This is a genomic window from Streptomyces triticisoli, assembly GCF_003270085.1.
Taxonomy (GTDB): Bacteria; Actinomycetota; Actinomycetes; order Streptomycetales; family Streptomycetaceae; genus Streptomyces; species Streptomyces triticisoli.
In genome coordinates this window covers 1-26,149 of sequence record NZ_QFDQ01000149.1, presented here as the reverse complement: position 1 = coordinate 26,149, position 26,149 = coordinate 1, and the positions used below count along the sequence as shown (strand labels likewise).

Genomic DNA, 26,149 nt, shown 5'->3' with positions numbered 1-26,149 from the left:
GCCGCGGCGAGCGCGCCGAGCGGCAGGGCGTCCGCGCCCCGCCCGTCGGTGGCCAGCGCCAGCAGCGTGGGCGCGGCGGGCCCGGTCACCTGCGCCAGCCACTCGGCCAGACCGGCCCGCTCGGCTTCGGGCAGCTCGGCGAACCGGCGCGGTCCGGCCGGGGTCCGGCTCCAGTCGAAGAGGGTGTCGGCGTCCAGGTCCAGCGAGTCGGAGCCGGTGTCCCCGAGCCCCACCCGTGCGGCCAGCAGGGCCCGCAGGGCCCGGTCGCGGGTGAGGACGGCGCCGACCCGCGGCCAGCCGCCGGGCGGCTCGGCCTCCAGCAGCGCGTCCAGCAGCCAGTGCTCGCGCACCATGCGGGTGTCCAGGTCGCCCGCCCCGAACAGCTGCTTGACGATGTCGGCGCGGTCCACGGCCAGCGGGCGGCGGCGCACCGCGTGCCCGCGCAGGTCCCAGCCGAGCTGGTCGGCGGGCACCTTGCCGGTGACCACGAGGACGCTGTCCCCGCCGGGGTCGGTCTCGGTGGTGTGGTGTCTCCAGGCGTCGGCGATGCCGAGCGGCGAGTCCTGGTCGGTGACGTGCACCCGGCGGGCGGCGCCGTCGACCTGGACCGTGAAGTCCCGTTCCGTGTCGCCGCCGGCCCACACGGCGTCGACCAGCACGAGCCGCCGCCCTTCGGCACGCGGCAGCTCGGCCTCCAACAACACTTCAATGGCCCGCCGCCCGGCCCCGGGCCGCCCCGCCTTCACCGCCGAACTCCGTGCCCGGCAAGGGGCGCGGGGAACTGCGCGCCCAGCCCCCCACGCACCCGCACCCGACACACAGGGCCGTGGCCGCAGCCGGGGGGTTCGGGGCCGAAGCCCCCGAGGTCAAGGGGCGCGGGGAACTGCGCGATCAGCCCTCCACGCACCCGCACCCGACGTGCGAACCCGCCGCCGTAGACCGGGGGTTCGGGGGCGAAGCCCCCGAGGGACGGGAACGGGAACGGGCGGCGGGGGCGAGGAACCCCGCCCCGCACGGCGGACATCAGCGAGCCCCCTCGTCGTCCACGACCGCACGCCAGGTGATCTCCACCCTGGCGTGCGGATGCGCGGCACGGAACGCCGCGATCTCCTCCCGCACGGCGGCCAGTCCGGCCACCAGCTGGTCCTCCAGCGCGGTGGTCTCCGCCCCCGCGGCGACGATCCGGTGCCCGGACCGCACGGGCCACGCCGGCTCGCCCGCGGGCGCACCGCCCCCACCGTCCGGCAGGACGCCCGCACCGCCCCCACTGTCCGGCAGGACGCCCGCGCCCACCTCCTCGGGCCGCGCCCCCGGATGGCGCGTGGCCACCTCCGGATCCGTCACCCGCACGTCCTGCGGCCCCGGCGGAGCCGTCCGCCGCTGCTCGGCGAACACGTTCTCCACCTTCAGGGCCGCGTTGATGATCGCGTTGGCCTGGTCCCGGACCCCGTCCAGCACCTGCACCAGGGACCGCTCGAACTCGGACGCCCGCGCGGTCCGCGCGATCTCGGCGAACAGCCGCCGCGCCCGGTCGCCGACGCCGTCCTCGCGCGAGGTCAGCCCGTGGACGTTCCTGAGCGCGGGCCAGTCCGTGCCGTCCAGCGCCCGCAGCACCTCACCCGCGCTGCCCATGGCGGTGTTCAGGTCCCGCTCCCCGGCGGTCAGGGACGCGGCGGCCAGCTCGCGCACCAGCGCGGTGGCGTCGCCGCCGTGCCGGGTGAGCCGGGCCAGCAGTCCGGCCGCCTCGCGCAGGATCCCCGTACGCGGCGCCGCCCCACCGGGCGTGTCCAGACCGAGCAGCGGCGCATGCCGCTCCAGCGAGGCCCGCACCCCCGCGACGTCCTTCTCCCACGCCTCCGCCCTGGCCCGCAGCTCGTCGGCGAGCCGGTTGACGTTGCGCGCGTACAGCGCGGGTTTGACGGCGACGCCGAACAGACGCGCCGCCCGGTCCCGGGCCGCCGCGTACTCCTCCTCGCCGGGCAGCGGCTGCGCCCGCAGCGACCAGCCCGGCCCGATCTCGCCCAGCGCGGGCGCCTCCCGCTCCGGACCGCCCTGGAACACCCACGCCCGGTCGTCGAGCAGCGCGTATGCGGCGATGAGCAGGTTGCCGGTGAGCTTGTCCAGCCCGCCGTACCCGAGGTCCTTGGTGATCCAGCCGCGGATGTCCTCGACGGCGAGGTCGCCGCGCTGCTGGTGTGCGGCGGCGGCCTGGTTGATCCGGGTCCGCCAGTCCTGCCGCATCACGAGCGGACCCTCGTGGACCGTGCCGAGCTCCAGCGGCTCCACGATCCGCTTCACCGTCTTCAGGTGGTGGCTGTCGACGTTGTTGGCCCGGCCGCCCTCGTCCATCGCCCGGGTGATCCACTCCAGCGCGGTCCGCAGCTCCCCGGCGGTCACCGCCTTCCGCTGCCCGTTCCGGTCCGGCCCGAAGTCGGGGTGCTTCGGGTACAGCGCGGAGAACATGCCGTCGGCCAGGTGCAGCACGTTCGCCTCGAACCCCTTGCCGCCCTCCTCCCTCGGCTGCGCGAACTCCGGCTGCAGCGACAGCACATGGCGCCCGTCGGGCACCTCGGGCCCCGGGTTGGAGTCGGTCGGCCGGGCCAGCCCGTACACCTCGGCGAGCGCCCCGGTCAGCTGGTCGGTGAGGGTGCCGCGGGCCACCTCCAGCTGCCGTTTGACCTTGGCGCGGTCGTCGGGCGGGAAATTGCCGGTGTAGTCGGCGAGCCGGTCGCGTTCCAGCAGGAAGTTGATCCGCATCAGCCGGCCGAGCTGCGCCCGCCGCTGGTCGGAGAAGAAGTCCGTCAGCCACACCAGCGTGGGCGCGGTGACGCCGTCCTTCCGCAGCTGCTCGACGCGGTGGTAGTCGTCGCTCGGGTAGTGGTCGCCGTCGTCGAAGGGGTAGTCGACGACGAACCGCACGGTGCCGGACGTGGCGGGCGTGAACTGCTCGTCGGGCAGGTCCGCCCGGTCGCGCACGTTGCCGAAGACGAACTCGGCGATGCGCCGGGTGCCCCGCCAGACGATCTCCTTCTCGGCGACGAACTGCCCGTCGCGGACCCCGATCGCCTCCCACAGCCGGTCCCGCAGCCACACCCGCCGCACCCCGGCCTTGTCCTCCTCGGCCACCGCGTCGAGCAGCGGCTCGATGTCGAGGTCGGACAGGTGCAGCGAGAACACCGGGTCGGCCTCGCCGTCCGAGCGCACCTCGGAGGGGAACGCGGCCTGAAGGTCCCGCATCCGCCGTACGACGACGTCACCGGCGGGCACGGTACGGGACCGCACCGACCCGTGGTTCAGGGCGGCGAGCCGCGCCCCGGTGAGCCGCCGCAGCGCGGGCACGTCCGGCGCGAGGGCGCCCAGCAGCAGCGTCTTCACGAACCGGTCGTCGGCCCGGAAGTCGGCGTGCGTGTCGGAGCCGTACTTCTCCAGCAGGTGGCCGCGGGCCTTGGCGTAGAACTTCACCGCCGCCTCCGACTCCCGCTTGAGCTTGTCGGTGAAGGCGGCGCCCGTGCCGTCGACGAGCACGTTCCACAGGTCGCCGAGCGGGATGAGCTGCCCGACGGCGGCGTCGGCGTTCTTCTCCAGCAGCTGCTGCACGAGCTTCAGACCGGTCCGCTCCCGCTGGAGCGCGCCGGACAGCGCGACCAGCACGTTCAGCAGGGCCGGGGAGAGAGGATAGACGGCCCGGAAGTCCGTCCAGTCGGCGTGCGTGGCGCCGCTGCCGTCCAGCAGGATGTCCTTCACCTGCTGACCGGTCCGGTCGATCTTGGCGAACTCCGCCTCCAGCACCGCCTCCTTGCCGGGCAGCGGCTTCAGCACCCGCTCCTTGATGATCTCCGGCAGGTTGCGGTCCTCCAGGTCGATGGTGTCGAACCGCTCGTTGAGGTACTCCAGCGCCTGTTCCATCGCCTTGACGTCGGCGCCGAGCACGTCGGTGCCGACCAGCTGGGACAGGTCGCGCTGGCGGGAGATGAACGACACGATCGGCACCGGCCGGTCCGCGTCGCCGGACTCGATCAGCTTCACCAGCTTCTGGATCTCGCTGTTGACGAAGGTGCGCTCCTTCATGTGCGCCTGGAGCCACAGCACCAGCTCGTCCAGGAACAGCACCACGCCGTCGTAGTCGAGCGAGCGGGCGTGCCGGGTGATCGCGGACAGGCCGTTCTCCAACGGCACGTACTTGGCGGCGTCCCCGCGCGCGCTCTCCGCGTAGGACCGCATCGGCCCGGTGAGCAGCGCCGACTCCAGCCGCTCGCGGCGCGGGTCCCCGGCGGGCGCGGTGAACGCCTCGTCCAGTTCGGTCGGGGTCCAGGCTCCGCCCGCGCCGATCACCTTCAGCTCGTCGTCGTCCTCGTCCGCTCCCGCGCCGCTGCCGCTGTCGGCGGGCAGCAGCCGGACGAAGGCGTCGTCGCCGAGCTGCCCCCGCATCCGCCGGGCGTCGTCCAGCATGGCGTCGGAGCGGAACACGGTCGGGGTCGGCGCGTCCGGGTGCAGCTCGCGCACGGTCCGCACGTACCCGCCGAGCAGCGCCTCGTCCAGGTTGGCCGCGCCCACCAGGTGGTACGGCACCATGAGGAACCGCTTGCCGCGCAGCCACTCGTCGTGCTCGGCGATGACCTCCCGCAGCCGCGGCTTGGCGCGCGCCGCCGCGTCCCCGTTGAGGACGGCGTGCAGCACGGTCAGGAAGTGGCTCTTACCGGCGCCGAAGGAGCCGTGCAGGTAGGCGGCGTACGACGCGCCCTTCCGCACCGCGCCGCGCACCAGCTTCAGCGCCTTGTCGAACTCCGCCCGGAGCTGCGGGGTGACCACGTACTCCTCGACCCGCCCCGCCGAGCGCCCGCTGAATCCCTGGGACAGCTCGACCTTGAAGTCGCCGGCGTAGACGTCCTCCTTGATGTCGAGGACATCCCTCAGCACGACCGTGTTGGCGCCCCTGGTCATCAGCCGCTCCCGCTCCCCACAGCACACGCCCGGCCACCCCCGCGGCCGGGCTTCCTCGGGGGCCCGCGCCGGTGAACCCGTGCCCCATGCAACTCCTCCATATCGTGCCAGCCCGGACCGGGGCAACGGGCCGGGGCAGCATGAGCCCATCCGAGTGGTACCAGGAACTTGTACCAGTTGAGTGGTACGGTTCTCCTGTACGAGTTCGTGCGAGTCCTGTGGAGGAGGCGCCCATGTCCATCACCGCCAGCGAGGCCCGAGCCAGGCTTTTCCCGCTGATCCAGCAGGTCAACGACGACCATGAGCCCATCGAGATCACCTCCAGGGGCGGCAACGCCATACTGATGTCCGCCGACGACTTCCGTTCCTGGCAGGAGACCGTCTACCTGCTGCGTTCGCCGGCCAACGCCGCTCACCTCATGGCAGCCGTCGCCGCGGACAAGGCCGCCGACACCCCGATGATCACCAAGAGCATGGAGGAGCTGGAAGCTCTGGCGGAGGACGGGGAGTGAGGGACGTACGGTTCCGTCCCACCGGGTGGGAGGACCTCCTGTACTGGCAGTCCGCCGACAGGAAGCTGTTCCGCAAGCTCGTGCGTCTGATCGGCGAGATCCAGCGCGACCCCTTCACCGGCATCGGCAAACCGGAGCCGTTGAAGGGCGACCTGTCGGGCTACTGGTCACGCCGGATCGACGACGAGCACCGCCTCGTCTACCGGGCCACGGAGAAGGAAGTCGTGATCATCAAGGCCCGGTACCACTACTGACATCCATGTGCTCGGTCTTCCCCCGGCTCGGCCGCAGCCCGGTCTCCCTGCCGCCGCTGGTCAGGTCAGCCCCATCTCCTGGCTCAGCGCGGTGAGTTCATCGGCCGCGGCACGCCGAGCGTGCTCGTCCTCCTCTTGTGAGGTGTGCGGTGCCGGTGTCGCCGGGACCCTGGTGGCCACGACGGCCCAGACCGTCTTGCCGGGGGCACCGGGCCTCGGGGCCGTTCCCCACTCCTTGGCGAGGGAGGCGACGAGGAGGAGCCCCCGGCCGCCGTCCTCCCCGGTTCCGGCGTCCCGTGCCGCGGGCAGCCGTTCACCCCGGGCATCGCTCACCTCGACGCGTACACACTCGTTGTCCTCCCTGCTCAGCCGCAGCTCGGCGTCCCGGCCCGGGACCCGGCCGTGGGTGACGGCGTTCGCGGCCAGCTCACCGACGACCAGTTCCACGGCGTCGTGGGCGGGTGTGCCGTAGCCCCACCCCCAGGCGTCCATCTGGTGGGAGGCGAGCCTGCGGGCGAGGCGGGCGCCGCGCGGGGAGGCGGTGAAACGGAGGGTGAGGACCGGCTGCTCGGCGGCCGGTGGCAGCGGCGTGCGCTGCCGGTCGGGGGAGGTCGTCATGGATCGAAGATCCCGCGGCTCCGCCTGCCGCCACCAGGTACGACACCCCTACGGCCGGGACCTGTAGCGGCCCGGGACCACGGTGTCGGGCTTGTCGGGGTGCGGGCCCGTCCGCCCTTGTCCGTCCGCGTCCTGGCCGCCGGTCATGTCCGGCCAGAAGCCCGCCCGCAGTTCGTCGTCCGAGAACTGCGGCTCCGTCGGGAGGAGTCCGATCTCCGTCCATGGTTCTCGCGGACTACCGCGACCACTTCAAACGCACCGGGGGCAGAGCGTCTCGTCCCCCTTCGGACGGAACAGCATCGGCTGCAGGTGGTCGCCCGCGCACTCGCGGACGCCTGTCAGGCGGGCGGACAGGCGGGGGCCGTCGAGCCGCGCGGCGCGCGTGTCCTCGGGTGGTCCGTCCACGGTGGGGGCGCGCCCCGATGCCGTGTCGGGCAGGAGCGGCGGCACGTCACGCAGGAGGTGGCGCAGGAGACCGCCGGGGCGGCGGACGGGCGTTCCGTCGTCGGGCAGGCCGCGCAGGACGTGCAGGCGGACGGCGGTGGCCGGGTGGCCGGCGGCCAGCCAGCGTGCGGTGAGGTGTGTCAGCTCGGCGTGCATGGCGCGGGGGATGTGGCGCAGGTCGGGGGAGAGGGCCGGGAAGGCGTCGACGAGGGCGCGGGCCGCCTCCAGGTGCGCGGTGGTGAGTCCGTCCTCCCGCGCGGGCGGCTCGGTCCGGGCCGCGGGGGGTTCGGGGGGTTGGTGGGAGGTGTTTTCCTCGGGGTCTTTCCTTGGATGACCGTCGGTGCGCCGAGGAGTCGGGACACCGACGGCCGGATTACGGTGACTCGGTGCGACCTGCGGCGACACGGGGTTCGCCGAGGCGGGGGCGGGTACGGCGGCTGAGGGTGCGGGTACGGCGGCTGCGGGTGTCCGCGCGAGGATCTTGGCGGCCTCGCCGGGGTTCAACGGCACGTTGGAGACGAGCTGTTGGGTCACCCAGAGCCCACCGGGCACCTGCACGCGCCGCTCGTGCACGAAACCCTCTTCCTTGAGCTGGCGCTTGGCGCGGGTGAAGGCGGTTGCGCCGATACGGGCGCGTTCGGCGGTGCGCGACAGGGACTCGCGCGCTCCCTGCGGGAGGGAAAGCTGCCAGGTCAGGAGACGGACGGCGTCCGAGGACAGGCGGGGGTGCCGAATGATGTCGTGGGAGAACTGCGTGAAGGCGCGCGGGGGCGCGATAAGGTGCCGGTAAATCACGGTGGGAGCCCTAACTTCCACTGGTGGTTCAGGCCCTCGCGAACGGCTGCAACCGTTGCGGGGGCCGTCTTCGTGTGCGCCCGGCGAGGCGTACGGAAGACGTGCTGTCGAGGTGACCGTACCGCACGGAACGTGTGCGTGTGGACGCGATGAGTGAAGAAAGCTTTCGCGTACGGCGTTCACTCGTACGAGGCAAGTTGCCCTGGTCGGAGCGTGGTTGACGCTCGCGCGCCCTACTGTGCCCTCGCGGCGGGGTGCCTGTGCGATCTGCGTCCGAGACCTCATGTGCTACTTGAAATGCTATTCTCGTTTCATGGCTGACGACGTGGACTTCCTCCCTGGTGACGGCCCCACCAGCGGCATTTCGGTCACGCTGACCGCCGGTACTCTGCAGGCCATTCGTGAGCGGGTCGGCAAGCGGGGCCTCTCCGCGTACCTGGAGAAGGCGGCCCAGCGGCAGATCGAGCGGGACAACCTTGACGAGCTGATCGCCGACTTCGACAAGGTGCACGGCCCGGCCGACCCGGAGGCGGTGGCCGCCAAGCGGGCCCGGCTCACCGGAGGCGTCTCGGCCGGCGGGGCAGCCGCGTGAGCGGTGTCCTGGTCCTGGACAGCGAGGGCCTGGCGAAGGCTGTACAGCGTGACCGGGAGGTCCACGAATGGCTGACAGCCGCCCGTGACGCCGACCTGCCGGTCATCACCTCGGCCGCCGTCCTGGTGGAGGTCATCCACCCGAAGATCAACGACGCAGCGCTGAAGTGGACCCTGTCCCGGCTGCGTGTGGAGCCGGTCACGCAAGGCGTGGCGCAGTCCGCCGCCGCCCTCTTGCGAACAGCGGGCCTGCACGGCCACAAGTACGCCATCGACGCCATGCTGTGCGCGACCGCGCTCCAGCATCCGGGCCGGCTGACGATCCTGACCTCCGACGTGGAGGACATCGGACTGCTCACCGCCGAGCAGCCGCGGGTGCGGGCCGAGAAGGTCTGAACGGACCTTGCTCTCGGCTGCGGCGTTCACTCGTACGGCGCAACTTGTCCTGGTCCGGGCGTGATGGACGTCTGTGCGCCTTACCGTGCAATCACTGTGAGTGATGGGCGTGAGACCGAGAGGGCGAGGCGGATGGAGTCGGGTGCGGACTCGGGCGCGGGTGTGGCGGCGGAGGCGGACTCCAACGGGGGGTTCCTGCGCTGTTTCGGTCGCCAGGTGAAGCTCTTCCGGGAGATCGCCGGGCTGACCCAGGCGCAGTTGGGCAAGCGGGTCGGGTACGGCGAGGCGCAGATCGCGGCGGTGGAGCAGGGGCGGCGGATCCCGAAGCCCGAGCTGATCGACGCGCTGGATCGGGAGACGGGGGCACGGGGGGTGCTGATGGCCATGAAGAAGGAGGTGGCCAAGGCACGGTATCCGACGTTCTTCCGCGAGTTCGCGAGTCTGGAGGCTGACGCGGCCGAACTGCACGCCTACGATGCCCACCTGGTCAACGGCTTGGTGCAATGTGAGGAGTACGCGCGTGCTGTCTTCAGCATGTGGCGACCCTTGCTGGACTCCGAGACCATCGAACAGCGGGTATCGGCGCGGCTGGATCGTCAAAAGCTGTTGGTGCGTCGACCGAAGCCACTGCTGAGCTTCGTCATCGAGGAGAACGTCCTGCGCAGGCCACTTGGCGGGACGGACGTGTTGCGTGCCCAGTTGGAGCACCTGCTGCTTGTCGGACACGAACGCAACGTAGAGCTCCAGGTGATGCCGACCGACCGCGACGAACATGCAGGAGTTGCAGGTCCTTTCACGTTGATCCTCACGCGGGGAGGGCGCAGGATGGCGTACACGGAGGTGCAGAGCAACAGCACCCTGCATACGGAGCCAGCGAAGGTCCAGGGGTTCGAGTCCACATACGGAGTCCTGCGAGCGCAAGCCATGACCCCCAGGGAGTCGCTGGCCTGGATCGAGAAGCTCTTGGGAGAGTTGTGAACGCCAACGACGATCAGATAGCTGAACTGACCTGGGTGAAGAGCAGCTACAGCGCAGGAGACGGTGGCCAGTGCGTAGAGGTCGCTGATGCAGGCCTTGCCGTGTACGTCCGCGACTCCAAGCGGCCGGACGCGGCGGTTCTCAACGTCCCTGCTGACCAGTGGACGGCGTTCGTGCGGATGGCCGTACGCGGTTGACGTGACCGAGGGGCGGTGGGGAGCCGTGGCGCTCCCTACCGCCTCTCACTCATGTCCGGAGGCCGGTCAGTCGCTCTTCTTCTGGCGACCGCGAGTCTTCTTCTCGGGACGCCAGTTGACGAGGTCGGACTCGGAGAGCTGGCGTTCCGTGCGGCCCGTTTCGAGGGCGGCCTGGAACTCCTCGGCGGGATTGCCCTCCCACTCCTCGTCGTACTCGCCGTACCACTGGTGGACCCAGGGCAGCACCTCGCGCAGTCCGGCGAGGAGAGGTACGAAACGGGGGTCCTCCTTGGCCCAGCCACCGTTCTCGACGCGGTCGCGGATCATTCCGACGAGGGCGTCGGCCTGGTCGCGGTGGTTCCAGCCGGCCCAGCCGAGCAGCAGGGAGCCGTCGGCCTCGGGGGAGGCGCCGGGGTAGGAGATGAAGCGTTCCTTGGGCACGTCGAGCTTGCCGCGGTGGGACCAGTAGGAGTGCTTGAGGAAGTCGGCGCTGGTGTACTTCGGCGGGACCTTGATGTCGAGCCGCTGCCCGGTCCGGTCCTCCTCGCGCTGCTGCTCCCAGACCTGCTCCCACTGGGCGCGCTTGCGCAGGCCGGAGTCCTTGTAGCGGAGGGCGGCGAGGTAGGGCACGTGCTCGGGTTCGATCACGGCGGCCAGGACGGTGGCGAGGGAGGCGTCGCGCTTGCCGAGATGGTCGGCGGCGTAGAGCGCGGCGACGTCCTGCACGTCCTTGTCGTGGCGCAGCTCGTCGGCGAGCTGGTTGACGGTGAGCGGACGCGGCACGGTGAATCCTTCCCGCTCCTCGAACCACAGCTCCTCACGCTCGGCGGCGTCGAGCAGCCAGTTCCGCAGGGCGGCGGCCTCCCGCTTCTCCCAGGGCTCGGTCGACCAACGGCGCTTGTACTCGGGCCGCTCGATCAGCCGGATGTCCTTGTTGGCCTCGATGAGATCGATCCGGGCCTGCACGACCTTCTTGTAGGCGTCGGGCCAGTGGTCGGGGATCTCGGTAATCGGGGTGGACCCGTGCCGCTCGAACCAGGCGGTCTCGGCACCGCTGCGTGCGAGCACGATCTCGAAGACGCGCTGCCCAAGGGCGACTTCAGGGATGTCGGCGTTCAGGGGAACGATGGTCCGAGCGATCTCGTCTGCGGTGAGTAGCCCGTAGGCCCCGTAGACGGTCCAGTCCAGCTCTTCTTGGAGCGCAATCATGCGGGCCCGGATCTGTTCCTGGGCACGGCGAGCATCGTCCAACACCTCACGGGTGGGTACGGCCTCGCGGGTGAGTGCGGAGGGCTCGTGCTTGGGCAGGGCCTGAGCGAGCGCGTCCAGTTCGCGGCCGAGGGCGAGGGGGAGTTGTGCGGGGAGCGGGAACTCCTGGAGCTTGGTGCCGGTGAACTCGTAGCGCTCCTCCCATGCCTCGTCTTGCAGCCCACGGCCGAGCCCGCTGCCGCCCTTGCCCTGGCTGACCTGCTTGAGCCAGAAGCAAGCGGCCGAGGAGTTCAGCACTCCCAGCAACTCCAGATGCCGTTCCTCACCGGCCCCATCTGGCAGCTTGATGACAGGCGCAGACTGCTTGAAAACCTTCCCGCCACGGTCCAGCACGAAGTGGTTATGCGTGGCTACAAAAGCGAAGGGGATGGACCTCGGAGTGCGGTAGGCGCTGGCGGTGTGTTGCATGTACTCCCACCATTCCAAGCCTGCATCTGCCATGACTCCCTGAAACGTTCCGCGTTCCGCGAGCAGAGTACGCCAAGGCTCCAGCTCACGCTTCAGGTCGTCGCTGGAGATGAATTCCGAGTATGGGTACCAGATACCGTCTAGTGAGCCAGTGAACCAGTCGCGTACAGCATCGCCTACGAGCAGCGGACGGATTGCGCGCCTATCGGCGAAGGTGCGGAGTGAAGGCCGCAGGGGGCGCATGAAGGCCTCATCTGCGCCTGCTCGGATACCCCGACCGATCGGCTTCTCGACCCTGTCCCCAAGGCGCGGCCTGACGTCGTTGAGCCGCTCGAATGTGGCATCCGCGCCACCACCCGAGAGCGACCAGGGATGGCCTGCGATGCGTGCTCGGGTGATGTCCTCAACCGATACCCAATCGGACTCGCTTCCAGGCACCCCAACCTGCGCCACAATGGCCCGCCAAACCAGCCCATCCGCAGCTTCCTCCGGCTGGCCGGGCTCCCCCCGAACCCCCAAAACAGCCCGAACCGCGTGCCCCTGCCGCGGCACCTGATTCCGCCCCGCCAAAATAACCGTAGGCGTCCCATGCCCCGGAATGTAGGCCCCCGACGTGTCAATCACATGCGTAAGATCAATCCGCGGAAAGAAGTCCTCAATCAGCTTCTTCCCGAACTCCCTCTTCATGAACGAGTTCGCAGTGATCTGCCCCGTGAACCCCCCGTCCTGCTGACTACCCCCCGCCCGAACCGCCAACTCAAAGATCCGCTGAGCGAACGGCACCGACAACGCGTACTGCCGATAACACGCGTCGTACGCGGCCTTGTAGTTCTTGTTCTCGTTCGCGTCCTTGACCGTGATGTACGGCGGATTCCCCACCACCAAGTGGTACGAGTCCCGCCCGAGCAGATCCACCTCCCGGGCGTACCCCTCCACATCCTCCGTCCGGTAGTAGAACGGCTCGTTCTCCGCGAACAGCGTGTCCAGCGCCTCGGTCACCGTCTCCGCGCCACGCCCGTGCAGCAGCGAGTCCCCGACCGCCACCCGGATCGGCAGTTCGGGCGCCGCCCCCAACTCCCGTACCCCACAAGCCTTCAGCGCCGCCACCAGCAGCCGGAACCGCGCGATGGCCACGGCGAACGGGTTCTTGTCGGCGCCGTGCACGGACTCCAGCGCCCGCCGCACCAGCACCCACGGCTCGGTCCCCGGCTCGGCCTCCCGCCACTTGCCCAGCAGCCGCTCGAACAGCCCCAGCAGGAAGTGACCGGACCCGCACGCGGGGTCGATGCAGCGCAGCCCGCGTACGACCTCCGCCCCCTCCGGACCGTCCGCGAACACCTCGCCGTCCCAGCCGGCCGGCCGGTGCTTCCAGGCGGGCGTGAGGCCGAACTCCTCCACCGCCGGTTCCAGCGTCAGGTCGAGGATGAACTCCTCCACGAACACCGGCGTCTGGAGCAGCGCGTACGTCTTGCGGGCGTGCTCGGACAGGTCCTGGTACAGGTCGCCGAGGAAACGCGTGTCCAGCGAGGGGTCGGTGAAGTCGTGGACGACCTCGCCGTCCGCGCCCCGCTGCCGCCAGAACGCGAGCAGCGCGGTCGCGGCCTCGTAGGACGGCAGGACCTCGAAGAGCGGGTTGTGGGCGGGGTCGAACAGACCCGCTACCGTCCGGTGGGACTCGGCCAGCGCGTCGAAGGAGGCCAGCAGCCAGTCCCGGTCGTTCAGGGAGGGGTTCTGCCGGAAGAAGTCGTCGTGGCGGTCCTGCGCCTCGGCGAGCCGGTCGCCGGGACCGGAGAGCCACGGGTCCGGGATGAGCCCGTTGTCCTCGCTGAACCGTACGAACACGCAGGCCAGCACCCACGCGGCGGCGATCTGGACGACCCGCTCGTCCCGCCAGGTCTCGTACATGGCCGCCGTACGCTCCGCCGCGACCGCCTTGCCGTACTCGGCGCGCAGGGCGTCGCGGAACCGCGGCTCGCTCTCGGTGCGCTCGCGCAGGTCGTCCTCCAGGAGCCGGGCCTGCGCCTGGAGGTCCTTCAACAGCCGTGTGCGATCCAGCGAGGCCCCCGGCCCCTGCGCCCCCTCAGCCGTCACCGCCACAGCCGCACCTCTCCTCCTGCTCGCCGGCCCCGCGAACGTCGCGGACGCACCGATTCCCCTGCGAACCCCCCGAGGCCCGCCGTCCCATCCTGCCAGCCCGGCCGCATCGGGCTCAGGGAGATCAGTGCGCAGTGAACTCTTCGCTCGGCGCGACTCGGCACTTACGCTGGTCAGACGGTTGCGCCCACACCATCTGTCCCGGTGGCGCGGTGTGACCGCAGGAGGATGGCAGCCCTGGGGAGGGCCGCGAGGCGGACGGCAGGTCGTCGTCCACGCGGATCAGTGACATGTGGGGGTGTGGTGGGCAACAGTGGAAACGGCCGGGTCGGCAGGCCGCCGGTGAAGATCGAGGACAAGCGGAGCAAGACCGCGAAACGGCTCTCCCGGCAGCAGGAGGAACTGCGACCCGGGCCCTGCACGCCTATCTGCGCCGGCGCAACACCAACGCCCGCCGCACCGCACCGACCTCTCCGCCTCACGGGAGGCGGGGATTGTCTGATGCCCCATTGTGATTCGCGGGTGTACAACCCCGTGTGGACGCCGGTTGTCTGCAAGGCGCTGGAGGGATGAGCCTTCGGTGCCTTTCCGTACGGAGATTGGGGACCAGGTGGGGAAGCAGGTCTGGAGAGTCGTCGTGGCCGGTGGTGCGGCGGCGGTGTTCACGGCCGTGGCCGCGGTGCCGGCCGGGGCGGCCGAGGGTGGGGTCTCGTTCACCCGTGTCCAGGTGAACGGCGGCAAGCCGATCGTGATCGGGGTGTCGAAGGAGGTCGCGGTGCCCGCCTCCTTCCGGATGGCGACCACTCACAAGTGGAAGTGGCCGGCGGTGTTCCTGTACCGCGATGGTGCGGATGATCGGCTGTGGCACGCCATCGAGACGAGCGACTGCATCAAGGTGAGCTCAGGCGTCTGCGACTTCAACGAGACGATGTACTTCGACCCGAGCGTGTGGGACATGCGCAACAGCGAGGCCGGGGCATGGAAGGTCGGGGCCGAGGTGTACTTCAAGGGCGGCGGTGGTGACGTCGACGACAAGGGTCTGACGGTCCACGTCAAGCGCAACTCCCGCCTGACCGTCAACGCCTCGCCCGAACCGGTGTCCAAGGGCAAAACCATCACCGTGACCGGAAAGGTCACGCGGGCCAACTGGGAGACCAGGAAGTACGCCTCCTACGGAGGCCGCCTGGTGAGCCTGCAGTTCAAGCCTGCCGGCACCGCCTCCTACACCACGGTGAAGAAGGTGTACGCGAACGGCTCGGGCAACCTCAGGACGACCGTGAAGGCCTCCAAGACGGGTACGTGGCGCTGGGTGTACTACGGCAACACCACCACCGGGCCGTCGACGTCGTCCGGGGACAACGTCGTGGTGAAGTGATGTCCGCGGTGCCGGCGGGCTGGTGGGGGCCGAGCCGACGGTAACGGCTGCGACGGTCAAGGTGACACCGCCGGTGATCTCCGGGCCGTCGTGCGTCATGCTGGTGAGGAAGGCTCCGCGCGTCGCCGCGCTGCTTCCACCTGCGGCCAGGTCTCCTTCACCCAGCCGGTGACGGCCTGCTCGTCCCGTTCCCCCGCCCGCCGGGCGGGGGCCTGGTGGCTGAAGCCGTGGCGGTGCAGCATCTGCGCGATGGCCGACAGGGTCATGCTCTTGTGGAACCGGCGCCCGACCAGCGTCTTGATTCTGGCCAGGGTCCAGGTCTGGTCCGGCCAGCCGTGCGCGACCGGCCCCCTGGCCGGCTCCTGCTCCAGATCGACACGACGGCGCCCGGCAACCGGCCGGCGCTGCAACAGCCCGCTCGGCGACGCCAACTAAGCGGCATTTCCATCGAGTCCGGGGTGATTCAGGTTGGAAACAGCTCAGCGTGCGGGCCGGAGACACGAAGTCTCCGGCCCGCGGTCAGGCACGTGGTGGAACAACCGTGCGGCTCTGCGGTCAGGCGCAGTCGGGCACGCCAGTGATCTTTTGTCCGCCCTGGATGTAGATGTTGCTGACCCATCCACCGGGGACGGATCCGTTCGGGTCGAGGAAGGTCCACCAGTTGTTCGTGATCCCCTCGGCGGTGACCGACTGCCCCTTCTTCTGGCAGGTGGCCTGACCGTAAACCTGAGTGACGCGGCCCAGCAGACGGCAGCTGGTGGACGGGTAGTTCATGCAGTTGTTGGTCGACTCGTAAGCACGGACGGCCACGTTGGTCCCCCACACGTACACCGTCACGGTGGCTGCGGCACGGGACGTTGCGGGTGCCACGGATGCGGTGGGCGTGGGCGCCGGGGCCGCGCTCGCGGAGCCTGCCGGGATCACGACACCCATGACGGACGCGGCTGAGACGGCGGCAGCGGCCAGGGAGGTTCTCTTGAGACGCATGGTGCTCCTATGTCAGTGAATGATGCAAGGGGGCACGTGCGAAGAGCGATGAGCAGGTGGCGCCTTCCCCTGTCAGCCCGCAGCCCGCTTGCTTGTCGAGGGCATGCCCAATAGTTGTGGGGAAGGGCGGGTCGGTCATTGACGAGGAGTGCCAGGTGCTTGACGATGCGTGCCACGTGGGACCCGGTCGGCTTGGTGCTGCCGGCGGTAGTCCTGGGGGCCGAGGCCGTAGGCGGCGCGGAAGGCACGGGAGAAGTGCTCGGGGTTCGCGAAGCCCCAGCGCGCTGCGAGGGCGTGGATCGGCTGGTTGCTCAGGAGGGGGTCGGCCAGGTCGCGGCGGCAGCGCTCCAGCCGGCGGGCGCGGATCCAGCCGGCGACGGTGGTGTCCTGGTCCTGGAAGAGCCGGTGCAGGGAACGCAGGGAGATGTGGTGGGCCGCGGCGATCGCGCCCGGGGACAGGTCCGGGTCGGCCAGGTGCTGCTGGATGAAGGCGTGGATCTGCATCAGCAGGGCCCGGTGGTGGGTCTCGGGCGGCATTGACGCGGAGGCGTCCAGGTGGTGGGCGAGGAACGCGGTCAGCAGGTCGAGGGTGCAGGTGGCCAGGCGGACGCCGTCCGCCGCAGTGTAGGCGGCGGTGCCCACGGCCAGCTGGGTGAGGTAGCCGGACAGCACAGCACCCATCCCCTCACGCCCGGGTAACCGCACGGCGGTGAGCCGGTCGAGCTTGTCCGCCGGCAGCGGCAGCAGCACCCGGGGGAATTGCACCATCACCCCCTTCACCATGTCCGCGCCGGCGACCGTCCAGCCGCGCCAGGGGCGCGAGGCGTCATAGAACATCATGTCCCCGGGGCCGCTGGTGGTGTCCCGGCCGGCCTGGAGTATCCGGTGGCCCCCGCGCAGGAACAGCATCAGCTGGTAGGAATCGGGATCGGACTGCCGGATCAGCCGCGCCGACCGGCGGGTCTCCAGCGACGGGTAGGCCAGCGCCGACACCTGCACCGCGCCCAGGTCCAGCACGCGCGCGCTCGCCCGGAAGTCCGCCTCGTGGTCGCTGCGGATCGCGCTGGGTATCAACGCCCTGGTCGTCATGTCGTGCCAGGCGCCGAACCGCTCGGCCACCGGCAGATCCTCCGTCCGGAACTCCGTCACCAGCACCGTGCCTCCCCCTCTTGGAGACGGGCCGCCCTTTGCGGGCATGCCGCCCGACCGCCGATTTCCTGTCAGTACACCACCAAAATTTGGCCCCAACGGCAAGATCACCTCTCTGCCCGTTCGACAGCATCCGGCCATCTGGTGCGGTGGTGGCCGAGGCCGAACTCGCAGACCACCGTGCTGTAACCGGGGTGATGGGCAGTCAGGCGGGTGAACCGGCCGCCCGCACGCTCTTGAGGAACAGCCCGTCCAGCACCTCCCACTCGGTGGTCCGGTCCACCACCTCCACGGTCCGGCCGTCCAGGGTCGGGGTGGCGCGCGGGTCCTCCGCGGGCAGCAGGAGCCACAGGCCGTGCGGGGTGTCGGCGGGGCGGCGGGCCGACTGCTGGAGGGCGGCCAGCAGCTCCCGGCCGCCCGCCTCCCAGTACCGGGCGATCAGGCCGGCCTCGTGGGCGAGGAGGACGGACCGGGGGCCGGTGCGCTCCGCCGTCTCGACGACCCGCTGCCGCACCCGCTCCGCCGCCAGCCGGGTGTACGAGGCGAGAGCCGCGCCCAGCGTGCCGGTCGCCGTGTACTTGGCGTCCGCCTTCAGCAGGGCCTGCCAGCGCACGGACTGCTCCTCGGCCAGCTCACGCAGACAGTCCAGGAAGAAGGAGTTCAGCGACACCGCGGTCGTCTCGTACCGGGCCGCCAGCGCGTCGGCGACGCCCGGCAGGTCGGCGCCCTTGAGGGTGAGCGCGAGGAAGCCGCCGCGGCGGCGGGCCTCGGTGAGCCGGGCGGACATCACCTCCCGGGGGTCCCGGCCCTCGGCGATGCGGCCCTGGGCGGCGGCGTAGAGCGAGCTGGTGCTGGTAAGGACGGAGGACGACAGGCCGAGGCGGCTGCCGGCGCCCTCCTCGGCCCTGGGGTGGAAGCGGCGCCGGTCGGGGTTCCAGTCGAGCGGGAAGCCCGCCTCGGCCAGCGCCTCGGCCAGCTCGACGTACGTCGTCTCGTCCAGCACCGCGAGGCCGGGGAACCGCGCCCGGACCCGGGACAGCAGGTCGTCGGGCGTGATGCCGCTCTCCGGGCGGACCCCCGCCGGGGCCTGCGAGATGCGCAGGGCGCGGGACAGGCCCAGGTCCAGTGGGAACAGTTCCAGGCGCGGGGAGAACGCGACCCCGCCCGCCATCGACGCGGCCAGCTCCACCAGCCGGGTGTCGGCCAGGGGCGCCATGCCTTCGGGAGCGGGCACGGCACGCAGCTCCCGCAGCACCGTGGCGCGGCCCGGCAGCGGGTCGCGCCGGGCCAGGTCGACGGCGGCCTCGCCCAGCGCCGCCGCGTAGTCGGCGAGTTCGGCGGGCGTCGGGTCGTCGGCACCCGGCTGGTCCTCCAGCGCGATGACGACCCGGCCGCCGCGCCGTTGCACCGCCAGCCGCGCCGGCGCCTCGACCGGCTCCCCGGACCCGGCGCCGGGCTGGTCGTCGTCCCGCTTGCGGATCTCCGCCTCGACCGCGGCCCGCACCACGGCCAGTGACTTCGCCAGGCTCTCGGCGGGCGTGCCGGCACCAGCGCCGTGCCGGGCGCGCAGCTCCGCCGCCAGTTCCTCGGCCGTGGAGACGCGATCGCGCTCGGCGAGTATGGACACCACCTCGTCGCGCACCCTGCCGAGCCACGGCAGCCGCGCCCAGCCGTCGACCGCGACCTGCTGGTTCTGCGACACCGTCGGCCGGCTGATGCCCAGTGCCTGCGCGATCAGGCTCTGCGCCGGCCACGGCTCCAGCGCCTCCCCGGCCTCCAGCACGCCGGGGAGCTGCAGCGTCGCGCGGACCACGTCGGAGCGTGGCCTCGTACGGCGCTTGTCCGGCGGCGGCGCGAGCCGGGCCGCCAGCGTGTCGACCGACTCCAGCGCCTCCTGCGGCGCATCCGGCTCCAGCGCGACCGGCTTCTTGGGGGCGGGCCGTCGGCGCAGCGTCTGCGTCCACTGGCGGTGGCGGCGGTTCAGCTCCTTGCGGATCGCGTTGCCCGCACCCCGGGCGCGGGAGATGTGGTGCGGCGGAATGTCCAGGAGCTGCTCGACCGTGTGCGCCTTCAGGCCCTCGGCGACCGACACGGCGCGCGGCGACAGACCGGCCGCCGCCAGCGGAGTCCTCAGCCCCGCGGCGGCGGCGGCCTGCTCGCGGGCGTCCTCCAGATCGTCCGCGCTGATGCCGACGGTCGCCGGAGTGGTCGCCGGACGGGCGGCGTCGGCGGTCCTGAAGACCTGCCGCCACGCCTCCTGCAACTGCCGCAGCGTGTCGAAGCGCTGCTCCACGTCCCGGTGCAGCGCACGCTCGAAGAAGCCCTTCAGGCCCTCGCTGAGCGCCTGCGGGAACAGCTCGGCCGCCACGTGCAGCCCGGCGTCGGTGACCATGCGCGGATCGTTCTGCCCGTCGCCCCACACCGGCCGTTCCCCGGAGGCCATCTCGTGCAGGGTGACCGCGGCGGCGTACCACTCGGCGTGGTCGTCGTAGCGGGAGCGCCCCGCGCCGCCGAGGAACGGGTCGAGATAGCCGCGCGTCCCCGCGTGCACGTCCTGGTCCGGGGCGTCGGCCAGGGAGAAGTCGAACAGCATCAGCTGCCAGGAGCCGTCACTGCGCTTGAACAGGCCGAGGTTGTCCGGCTTGATGTCCCGGTGGCGCACTCCGCGGGCCGCCAGTGCGTCCAGCGCGTCGAACAGGTCGTTGCCGAACCGCTCCAGCTGGTCGTAGCCCAGTGGCCCCTGGTCGCGCAGCCGGGAGCCGAGACTCACCGGCTCGCGGTCGTCCTGACCGCGGTAGCCGCCCGCGTACTCGATCTCCAGGACCGTGTGCCCCGCCAGCTCGCGCGGTTCGGCGAGCAGCTTCACGATCCGGCCGCCGCCGACCTCCTTGAGCGCCTTCGCCTCCGCGTACAGGCGGGCGTCCTTCTCCCGGTCCAGGGCCACCTTGAAGACGCGCGGGGCCTCTTCCTCGCCGTCCGCCGCGGTGTGCCGGACCAGCAGTGCCCGGGCCGTCGCGCCGGTGCCGAGCGCGCGCACCACCGTCCACTCGGCGTCCAGCTGCCCGCCCGGCTGCACGGTCAGGGGATCGGGGGAAGGGCCGGCGGAGGACTGCGGGGCCGCCGCGTCGGCCTCGGCCGCGGCCAGCAGTTCCAGGAACTCGTCGACCGACGCGAGGCGGTCGCGCACGTCGGCGGCCGTGGCCCGGAACACGAGGGTGTCGAGAGCCGCGGAGACGGAGTCGGTGACGGCGTAGGGGTGCAGGCCGCCGTCGCTCCGCAGCCGCTCCAGCAGCGAGCTGCGGCGGTCCGCCGGCGGCCGGCCCGTCAGCAGCAGGTAGGTGAGGGAGCCCAGGCCGAACACGTCCAGGTCGACCGGGTCGGCGAACTCCTGGTCCGTCTCGGGCGCCAGGTACACCTGCGCCGTGTCGGCGATCAGCCCGGCGTCCAGCGGCGTGTCGCCCAGCGAGCGGTGCAGGGTGGTCTCGAAGTCACGGGCCGCGGTCTGCCAGTCGGCGATGCGCAGCACCGGCTCGCCGCCGTCCTCGCGCGCCGACACGTAGACGGAACGGGCGGCCAGCGCACGGTGGTAGAGGGAGCGGTTGTGCGCGTAGCGGACGGCCTCCGCCAACTGCCGGACCAGGTCGAGGCGCAGCAGTGGGGTGAGCTGCCCGCCGTACGCGTCGAGGTAGGCGTCGAGCCGGAGGTCGGACTCGCGGTGCCGGAAGAGGATCGCCGGGCCGCCCTGGTGCTCGCGGATCTGCACCGCCTGCACGATGCCGCGGTGGTTGATCCCCTGGAGCACCTGGTACTCACGGCGGGCCGCGCGGTCCACCTTCGCGCGCTGCTCGTCGGAGGCGGCCTGTCCGGCCAGGTATATGCGGACGCGTCCGCTCTCCTGGACGAGGCCGTCGTCCCGCTCCGCCAGCCGGTCCTCCCAGCCGGGGCCTGCGTCGAGGGCCCGCGGGTGCAGCTTCCAGTCGTCGCCGAAGCGCAGGTGCGCGGTGGAGTGACTGATGCCGATCTTCTGCATCAGCAGTTCGAGGCGCTGGCTGACGACCGGGGTGACGCGCCAGCTCTCCCGCTCCGGTGGCCGCCCGAGCAGGTCGTCCCAGATCCTGGGCAGGCCGCTCGTCCCCTCGTTGCGCCCGTGGACGGCGGTGCGCTGGAAGTCGTCCAGCCCGCTCACCAGACCCGGGTCGTGGAGGAAGACCGCGGGCTTGATGAAGGGGACCTGCCGGGGGTCCATCCCGAGCGTGCGCGCGGCCCGCTCCAGCTGCCCCTTCAGCTCCTTCGCCTTGAGATCCGTCAGGTGCAGCGGGTTGCGCAGGGTACGGACCCGGTCGTCATCGTGGAACTGCCAGGTGTCCCCGTGGTTCACCACCCGGCCCGGATGCCCCTTCAGTTCCAGGAGGTAGAGGCCGCCGGGGACCGCGATCAGCAGGTCGCACTCGTTGATACGGCCGGAGGCACCGGTGAACTGGAACGTCGCCCACGCCCGGTACGGCTCGGTCCTCGGCATCAGGTTCCGCAGGTGGTCCAGTCCCTCCTGCTCCCACCGGAACCCGGACCGCCGCGGCTGGAACCACCGCTCACGCGGAGCGGGAGCTGCCGGCTTGGGAGCAGTGGGCACCTGGCACCTCCGATAGGGGCCGTAAGGAACAGGGGAGACAACCGAGCGGGCGGCGCAGTCCCTCCAGTGGCGGCCCCGGAATCCTAGTCGGCCCCTCCGACAATGGGGTCGGCCGCACAAGAAGCTGTGGTCCCGCAAACGAGGAGTGGCAGGGAGCCGTCGTGCTCCCTGCCACCCCTCACTCATGCCCGTGCGCGTCGGCTCATGCCCGCGGGCTCAGGCCGCGCTGGACGCCTCCAGGGACGCACCCCGCGTCTCCGGTGCCATCGCGATCGACACCACCGTGCCCACCGCCGACACGACACCGGCCAGCAGCAGTGTCGCTCCCACGCCCCAGTTCCCCAGGGCCAGTGGGGTGAGGAACGTGCCGACGGCGGCGGCGATACGGCTGAAGCCGGTGCCGACACCGACCGCGGTCGCCCGGATCTCTGTCGGGAACAGTTCGTTCGGGTAGATCCACTGGAGCAGCGTGGGACCGCCGATGGCGATCGCGTACACCGCGAACAGCAGCCCCGCCGCGACCGTCGGCAGCCCCGGGAAGAAACCGAGCACCAGCAGCGGGACCGTCGACGCCGCGAAGGTCCAGACGAGGACGGGACGCCGTCCTGCGCGGTTCAGCAGCGGCAGGAAGACCAGACAGCCGACCAGGAACACCAGGCTGATGGCGACCGAGCCGAGGGTGCCGCTGTTGCCGGCCAGGCCCATGGCGGCGAGCAGCTGGGGGCCGAAGGCGTAGATGGCGTAGATCGGCATCACGGAGCAGGCCCAGAAGATGGAGACGAAGGCGGTGCGCCTGCCGTAGGCACCGCGGAAGACGGCCGAGAAACGGGCGGGCTGGGCCGGGGTGCCCAGGTCGGCGACGCCCGCACCGGGTCCGAACACCTTGCGCATCACCGCTTCGGCCTCTGCGACCCTGCCCTGGGAGAGCAGCCAGCGGGGCGACTCGGGGGTGCCGATGCGCAGCAGGACCAGGATCGCGGCGGGAACGGCGGGGCAGGCGAGCAGCCAGCGCCAGCCGTCGGGGCCGAGCCGCAGCAGCAGATCGCCGATGACGTAGGCGGACGCGCTGCCCACGGACCACATCACGGTGAGCAGGCCGAGCATCGCGCCGCGGTGCTTGCGCGGTGAGAACTCGGCGAGCAGGGACGTGGCGATCGGGTAGTCGGCGCCGACGGCGATACCGATCAGGAAGCGCAGCACGAGCAGCTGCTCGGGGCCGTTCACGAAGGCCTGGGCGACGGAGAAGACGACGATCGCCGCGAGGTCGATCGTGTACATGATGTGACGGCCGAAGCGGTCGGTGACGTAGCCGAAGACGGTTCCGCCGACGAGCAGGCCGGCCAGCGCGGATGCCGCGAGGAGGCCTTCCCACAGACCGCTGAGGTGCCAGCGCGGGCCGATCTGGGTGAGGGCGACGCCGATCACGCCGAGGATGAGCCCGTCGAGGAAGGGCCCGCCCGCCGAGTAGACGGTCAGCCTGCGGTGGAACGAGGTGAGTGCGCTGTCCTCCAGCAGATCGCGGCCGCTGCTCTGGGACGCGTCGGCGGTGGATGGAGCGGAAACCGGCGGCATGAGCCACCTCCCTGGCGGGTCGGGGCGAGACGGGCGGAGACGTGAGGGGATGAGCCGCGGCTGGATGTCGTCCGTCGGCGGCGTCGACCACGGAGATGAAGGGCCTGCGGTGGCGGTCAAATTAGAAATGATTGAACGATCCTGTCAAGGGCTGGGCGATTATCGGTCGGCGCAGGCATGGAGAACCCCAAGCAAGGCAGGGTTTTCCGCTGCCGAAATCAAGCCCATGCGATCAGTGAAACTCTGGATTGATGAACAATCCTGGGGTACTGTCGCCGGCATGTCCGAAGAACAGAGCACCGCTGGGACCCCTGAACCCGGCGATGTCGCCGCGGAAGCGGTCGCCGACCGGCTCCGCGAGCGGATCAGCCGGGGCGAGCTGCCGCCGGGCCTGCCGCTGCGGGATGCCGCGCTCGCCGCCGAACTGGGCGTTTCGCGCAACACCCTCCGCGAGGCCGTACGACTCCTGGTGCACGAGGGCCTGGCGGTCCACCGGCTCTACAAGGGTGCCGCAGTCAAGCGGCTCGACGTGGGTGACGTGCACGACATATACGCCGCCCGCCGCTGCTTCGAGCTGCGCGCGGTCGAGGAGAGCGTGTACGCCTCCGAGGAGGCGCTGGCCGCGCTCGAGGAGCGGATCTCGGCCCAGGAGGCGGCGGCACGGGCGGGGCGCTGGAACGAGGTCAGCACCTGGTCGCTGGACTTCCACCGCGCCGTCGTACGGCTGCTCGGCAGCCGGCGGCTCGACCGGTTCTTCGACACGATCGTCGCGCAGCTGCGCCTGGCCTTCGCCGAGGTGCCGCGCCAGCCCGAGTTCCAGATGCAGTGGGTGCCGCGCGACCGCGAGGTGTGCGACCTGCTGCGCACCGGGCGGCGGGCGGAGGCCGCGGAGGCGCTGCGCCGCTACCTCGACGACTCGGAGCGCGCGGTCGTCGACATGGTGCGGGCCGCCGCGGCGCGCCGCGAGACCTGACCGTCCGGACCTACGCCGCGACGTCCTGCCCGGACCACCGGACCACCGGGCCCGGCCCCAGGCCGTACGCCCACCCGGCCGCCCACACCCCCCACGCCCACCAGCACCACGAGAAGAGGCACCCCCATGGCCACCACCGCAGCCGCCTACCAGGCGACGAAGGGCGGTCCGCTCGACGTCGACCGCGCCTTCTACGACCGGGTCTCGAAGACCGAGGAGGGCCGCGAGCTCGTCGACAGCTTCGTCATACCGATCCGCTCGGGCCGTGCCTGGGAGGTTCCGGCCGGGCACCTGTGCCGCCTGGTCACCGTCGACGGGCCGCAGGTCGGCGACCTGAACATCTGGAACCGCAACGACCCCCGCGAGCGCATGTGGGCGGCCCGCACCCGCCAGCTCCAGCGCGCCCACGTGAGCACGTACGACCGGATCTGGTCGAACCTGCCATTCCTGCGTCCGCTGCTGACGATCACCGACGACACGCTCGCCGGCTACGGCCGCGACGCCGAGGGCGGGCGCGTGCACGACCTGCTGGGCACCCGCTGCGACCCGTACGTCAACCGCATGCTGACGGGAGAGGACTTCGACTTCCACTGCCACTCGAACCTGGTGCGTGCCGTGCTCCCCCACGGGCTCACCGAGTTCGACGTGCACGACGTGCTGAACGTCTTCCAGTGCACCGGGCTCAACGAGGACGACCAGTACTTCATGAAGGACTGCCCGGCCCGCCCCGGCGACCACTTCGAGTTCTTCGCCGAACTGGACCTGCTGTGCGCGCTGTCCACCTGCCCCGGCGGCGACCTGTCGGTCCCGATGTGGGGCCCGGACGCCCACGACCCCGTCGAGGTGTGCCACCCGATCGGCGTCGAGGTCTACAAGGTCGACCCCGAGCTGCTGGCCGGCTGGTCCTCGCCGAAGGTCGCCGAGTACCGCAACCTGCACGGCATGATCCGTCCCGAGTGGCAGAGCTGAGCCGTGGAATCACCCGTGATCGACCTCAACAGCGACCTCGGCGAGGGCTTCGGGCAGTGGCAGCTCGGTGACGACGAAGCCCTGCTGTCCCTCGTCACCAGTGCCAACGTGGCCTGCGGCTTCCACGCGGGCGATCCCACCGTGATGCGCCGGATCTGCGAGGCGGCCGCCGAGCGCGGCGTCGCCATCGGCGCCCAGGTGGGCTACCGGGACCTGGCGGGCTTCGGGCGCCGCTTCATCGACGTCGACCCCGCCGAACTGGTCAACGACGTCGTCTACCAGATCGCCGCACTGGACGGCTTCGCCCGCCTCGCCGGTATCCGCGTCGCGTACGTCAAGCCGCACGGCGCCCTCTACAACGCGATCGTCCACCACGAGGCGCAGGCCGCCGCCGTCGCGGAGGCCGTGCGCCGCTACGACCCGGAGCTCCCGGTGCTGGGCCTGCCCGGCAGCGTCTGGCTGCGCACGGCCCGGGCGGCCGGGCTCACCCCGGTCCACGAGGCCTTCGCCGACCGGGCGTACACCCCCGAAGGCACCCTGGTCCCGCGCCGCGAACCCGGCGCGGTGCTGCACGACCCGGAGGTGATCGTGCGGCGCTGTCTGCGGATGGTGACCGAGGGCGTGGTGGAGGCCGTGGACGGCAGCGACGTGCCGCTGTCCGTGCGGTCGCTGTGCGTGCACGGCGACACGGCCGACGCGGTCGCGATCGCGCGCCGGCTGCGTGAGGAACTGGAGCGGGCCGGTCTCGCCCCGACGCCGTTCGCCGTGCCGAAGCCGCTGTCGGTGCCGGCGTGAGCGTCGGCATCCGCCGGGTCGGCAGCCATGCCCTGCTGGCCGAGACCGACGGACCGGAGCAGGTGCTGGCACTGCGCGGCGCGCTGGCGGCGGACCGACCGCGCGGCGTGCGTGAACTGGTCGCTGCCGTCCACGGCCTCCACCACGCCCTCGGTCACCATCCGCAGACAGCGCCGCACGATCACCTCCGGGTCGTGCAGCA

Annotated in this window: 18 protein-coding genes and 3 pseudogenes; 11 read left to right on the top strand and 10 right to left on the bottom strand. The window is 71.3% G+C overall.

Annotated features, from left to right (window positions below; translation table 11 throughout):
- Window positions 1-704 (bottom strand): annotated as a pseudogene (locus tag DEP02_RS20525) (BREX-2 system phosphatase PglZ); the annotation flags it as partial.
- A gap of 319 nt (window positions 705-1,023) precedes the next feature.
- Window positions 1,024-4,941 carry a DUF6079 family protein gene (locus DEP02_RS20520; protein WP_112469147.1) on the bottom strand — a complete coding sequence of 1,306 codons (3,918 nt, stop codon included), beginning with the start codon at window positions 4,939-4,941 and terminating at the stop codon, window positions 1,024-1,026.
- A gap of 233 nt (window positions 4,942-5,174) precedes the next feature.
- On the opposite strand from DEP02_RS20520, the gene DEP02_RS20515 reads away from it, so the two are divergent.
- Both DEP02_RS20515 and DEP02_RS20510 read left to right on the top strand, forming a co-directional pair.
- The gene (locus DEP02_RS20515) at window positions 5,175-5,453 is read left to right on the top strand and encodes a type II toxin-antitoxin system Phd/YefM family antitoxin (RefSeq protein ID WP_112469146.1); all 279 of its coding nucleotides are present in this window, start codon (window positions 5,175-5,177) and stop codon (window positions 5,451-5,453) included.
- A complete protein-coding gene (locus DEP02_RS20510) occupies window positions 5,450-5,707 on the top strand; it encodes a Txe/YoeB family addiction module toxin (protein ID WP_112469145.1) in 258 nt (85 codons plus the stop codon). Before DEP02_RS20515 ends, DEP02_RS20510 begins: the two co-directional genes overlap by 4 nt.
- A 60-nt stretch (window positions 5,708-5,767) precedes the next feature.
- Here the strand turns inward: DEP02_RS20510 and DEP02_RS34910 are convergent, their stop codons facing one another.
- Together DEP02_RS34910 and DEP02_RS20500 are read right to left on the bottom strand one after the other, a co-directional pair.
- Window positions 5,768-6,325, bottom strand: coding sequence for an ATP-binding protein (locus tag DEP02_RS34910; RefSeq protein ID WP_112469144.1), 558 nt, complete (start codon window positions 6,323-6,325; stop codon window positions 5,768-5,770).
- Between the two features lie 249 nt (window positions 6,326-6,574).
- Window positions 6,575-7,564, bottom strand: coding sequence for a hypothetical protein (locus tag DEP02_RS20500; RefSeq protein ID WP_112469143.1), 990 nt, complete (start codon window positions 7,562-7,564; stop codon window positions 6,575-6,577).
- A 313-nt stretch (window positions 7,565-7,877) separates the two neighbouring features.
- Here DEP02_RS20500 and DEP02_RS20495 point away from each other — a divergent pair, with 313 nt between their 5' ends.
- The 4 genes from DEP02_RS20495 (at window position 7,878) to DEP02_RS20480 (ending at window position 9,726) form a co-directional block, all read left to right on the top strand.
- Window positions 7,878-8,156 (top strand): hypothetical protein, encoded by a 279-nt coding sequence (locus DEP02_RS20495; RefSeq protein WP_112469142.1) that lies wholly within the window; start codon window positions 7,878-7,880, stop codon window positions 8,154-8,156.
- The gene (locus DEP02_RS20490; RefSeq protein ID WP_112469141.1) at window positions 8,153-8,551 is read left to right on the top strand and encodes a type II toxin-antitoxin system VapC family toxin; all 399 of its coding nucleotides are present in this window, start codon (window positions 8,153-8,155) and stop codon (window positions 8,549-8,551) included. Before DEP02_RS20495 ends, DEP02_RS20490 begins: the two co-directional genes overlap by 4 nt.
- Window positions 8,552-8,683: 132 nt before the next feature.
- Window positions 8,684-9,529 carry a helix-turn-helix domain-containing protein gene (locus DEP02_RS20485; protein WP_112469140.1) on the top strand — a complete coding sequence of 282 codons (846 nt, stop codon included), beginning with the start codon at window positions 8,684-8,686 and terminating at the stop codon, window positions 9,527-9,529.
- Window positions 9,526-9,726, top strand: a complete 201-nt coding sequence (locus tag DEP02_RS20480) for a DUF397 domain-containing protein (RefSeq protein ID WP_112469139.1) — start codon at window positions 9,526-9,528, stop codon at window positions 9,724-9,726. Before DEP02_RS20485 ends, DEP02_RS20480 begins: the two co-directional genes overlap by 4 nt.
- Before the next feature lie 66 nt (window positions 9,727-9,792).
- Here the strand turns inward: DEP02_RS20480 and pglX are convergent, their stop codons facing one another.
- The gene (pglX, locus tag DEP02_RS20475) at window positions 9,793-13,500 is read right to left on the bottom strand and encodes a BREX-2 system adenine-specific DNA-methyltransferase PglX (RefSeq protein WP_112469138.1); all 3,708 of its coding nucleotides are present in this window, start codon (window positions 13,498-13,500) and stop codon (window positions 9,793-9,795) included.
- A gap of 607 nt (window positions 13,501-14,107) precedes the next feature.
- Between pglX and DEP02_RS20465 the strand changes: the two genes are divergently transcribed.
- Complete coding sequence (locus DEP02_RS20465) at window positions 14,108-14,872, top strand: hypothetical protein (RefSeq protein WP_157977494.1); 765 nt, start codon at window positions 14,108-14,110, stop codon at window positions 14,870-14,872.
- A 104-nt stretch (window positions 14,873-14,976) separates the two neighbouring features.
- On the opposite strand, the pseudogene DEP02_RS20460 reads toward DEP02_RS20465, so the two are convergent.
- The 5 genes and pseudogenes from DEP02_RS20460 to DEP02_RS20435 form a co-directional block, all read right to left on the bottom strand.
- Window positions 14,977-15,243, bottom strand: a pseudogene (locus DEP02_RS20460) (helix-turn-helix domain-containing protein); the annotation flags it as partial.
- 184 nt (window positions 15,244-15,427) lie between these two features.
- A complete protein-coding gene (locus tag DEP02_RS33570) occupies window positions 15,428-15,859 on the bottom strand; it encodes a peptidase M23 (RefSeq protein WP_157977493.1) in 432 nt (143 codons plus the stop codon).
- Between the two features lie 135 nt (window positions 15,860-15,994).
- Complete coding sequence (locus DEP02_RS20445) at window positions 15,995-17,008, bottom strand: AraC-like ligand-binding domain-containing protein (RefSeq protein WP_232839210.1); 1,014 nt, start codon at window positions 17,006-17,008, stop codon at window positions 15,995-15,997.
- 205 nt (window positions 17,009-17,213) lie between these two features.
- Window positions 17,214-21,638 (bottom strand): BREX system serine/threonine kinase PglW, encoded by a 4,425-nt coding sequence (pglW, locus tag DEP02_RS20440; RefSeq protein WP_232839209.1) that lies wholly within the window; start codon window positions 21,636-21,638, stop codon window positions 17,214-17,216.
- A gap of 216 nt (window positions 21,639-21,854) precedes the next feature.
- Window positions 21,855-23,210, bottom strand: a complete 1,356-nt coding sequence (locus DEP02_RS20435) for an MFS transporter (RefSeq protein ID WP_112469131.1) — start codon at window positions 23,208-23,210, stop codon at window positions 21,855-21,857.
- A gap of 280 nt (window positions 23,211-23,490) precedes the next feature.
- Between DEP02_RS20435 and DEP02_RS20430 the strand changes: the two genes are divergently transcribed.
- The 4 genes and pseudogenes from DEP02_RS20430 to DEP02_RS34095 form a co-directional block, all read left to right on the top strand.
- Window positions 23,491-24,183: a GntR family transcriptional regulator gene (locus DEP02_RS20430; RefSeq protein WP_112469130.1), complete on the top strand. Its 693-nt coding sequence runs from the start codon at window positions 23,491-23,493 to the stop codon at window positions 24,181-24,183.
- 126 nt (window positions 24,184-24,309) lie between these two features.
- Window positions 24,310-25,152, top strand: a complete 843-nt coding sequence (locus DEP02_RS20425) for an urea carboxylase-associated family protein (RefSeq protein ID WP_112469129.1) — start codon at window positions 24,310-24,312, stop codon at window positions 25,150-25,152.
- A 15-nt stretch (window positions 25,153-25,167) separates the two neighbouring features.
- On the top strand, window positions 25,168-25,947 hold the full coding sequence (locus tag DEP02_RS20420) for a LamB/YcsF family protein (protein ID WP_112469128.1): 780 nt from the start codon (window positions 25,168-25,170) through the stop codon (window positions 25,945-25,947).
- A pseudogene (locus tag DEP02_RS34095) lies at window positions 25,944-26,149 on the top strand (allophanate hydrolase); the annotation flags it as partial. The gene DEP02_RS20420 and the pseudogene DEP02_RS34095, both read left to right, overlap by 4 nt.

Coding starts and splice junctions, on each gene's coding strand:
- DEP02_RS20520 (WP_112469147.1), bottom strand. CDS start 4,941: ATGACCAGGGGCGCCAACACGGTCGTGCTGAGGGATGTCCTCGACATC.
- DEP02_RS20515 (WP_112469146.1), top strand. CDS start 5,175: ATGTCCATCACCGCCAGCGAGGCCCGAGCCAGGCTTTTCCCGCTGATC.
- DEP02_RS34910 (WP_112469144.1), bottom strand. CDS start 6,325: ATGACGACCTCCCCCGACCGGCAGCGCACGCCGCTGCCACCGGCCGCC.
- DEP02_RS20495 (WP_112469142.1), top strand. CDS start 7,878: ATGGCTGACGACGTGGACTTCCTCCCTGGTGACGGCCCCACCAGCGGC.
- DEP02_RS20485 (WP_112469140.1), top strand. CDS start 8,684: ATGGAGTCGGGTGCGGACTCGGGCGCGGGTGTGGCGGCGGAGGCGGAC.
- DEP02_RS33570 (WP_157977493.1), bottom strand. CDS start 15,859: ATGCGTCTCAAGAGAACCTCCCTGGCCGCTGCCGCCGTCTCAGCCGCG.
- DEP02_RS20435 (WP_112469131.1), bottom strand. CDS start 23,210: ATGCCGCCGGTTTCCGCTCCATCCACCGCCGACGCGTCCCAGAGCAGC.
- DEP02_RS20430 (WP_112469130.1), top strand. CDS start 23,491: ATGTCCGAAGAACAGAGCACCGCTGGGACCCCTGAACCCGGCGATGTC.
- DEP02_RS20425 (WP_112469129.1), top strand. CDS start 24,310: ATGGCCACCACCGCAGCCGCCTACCAGGCGACGAAGGGCGGTCCGCTC.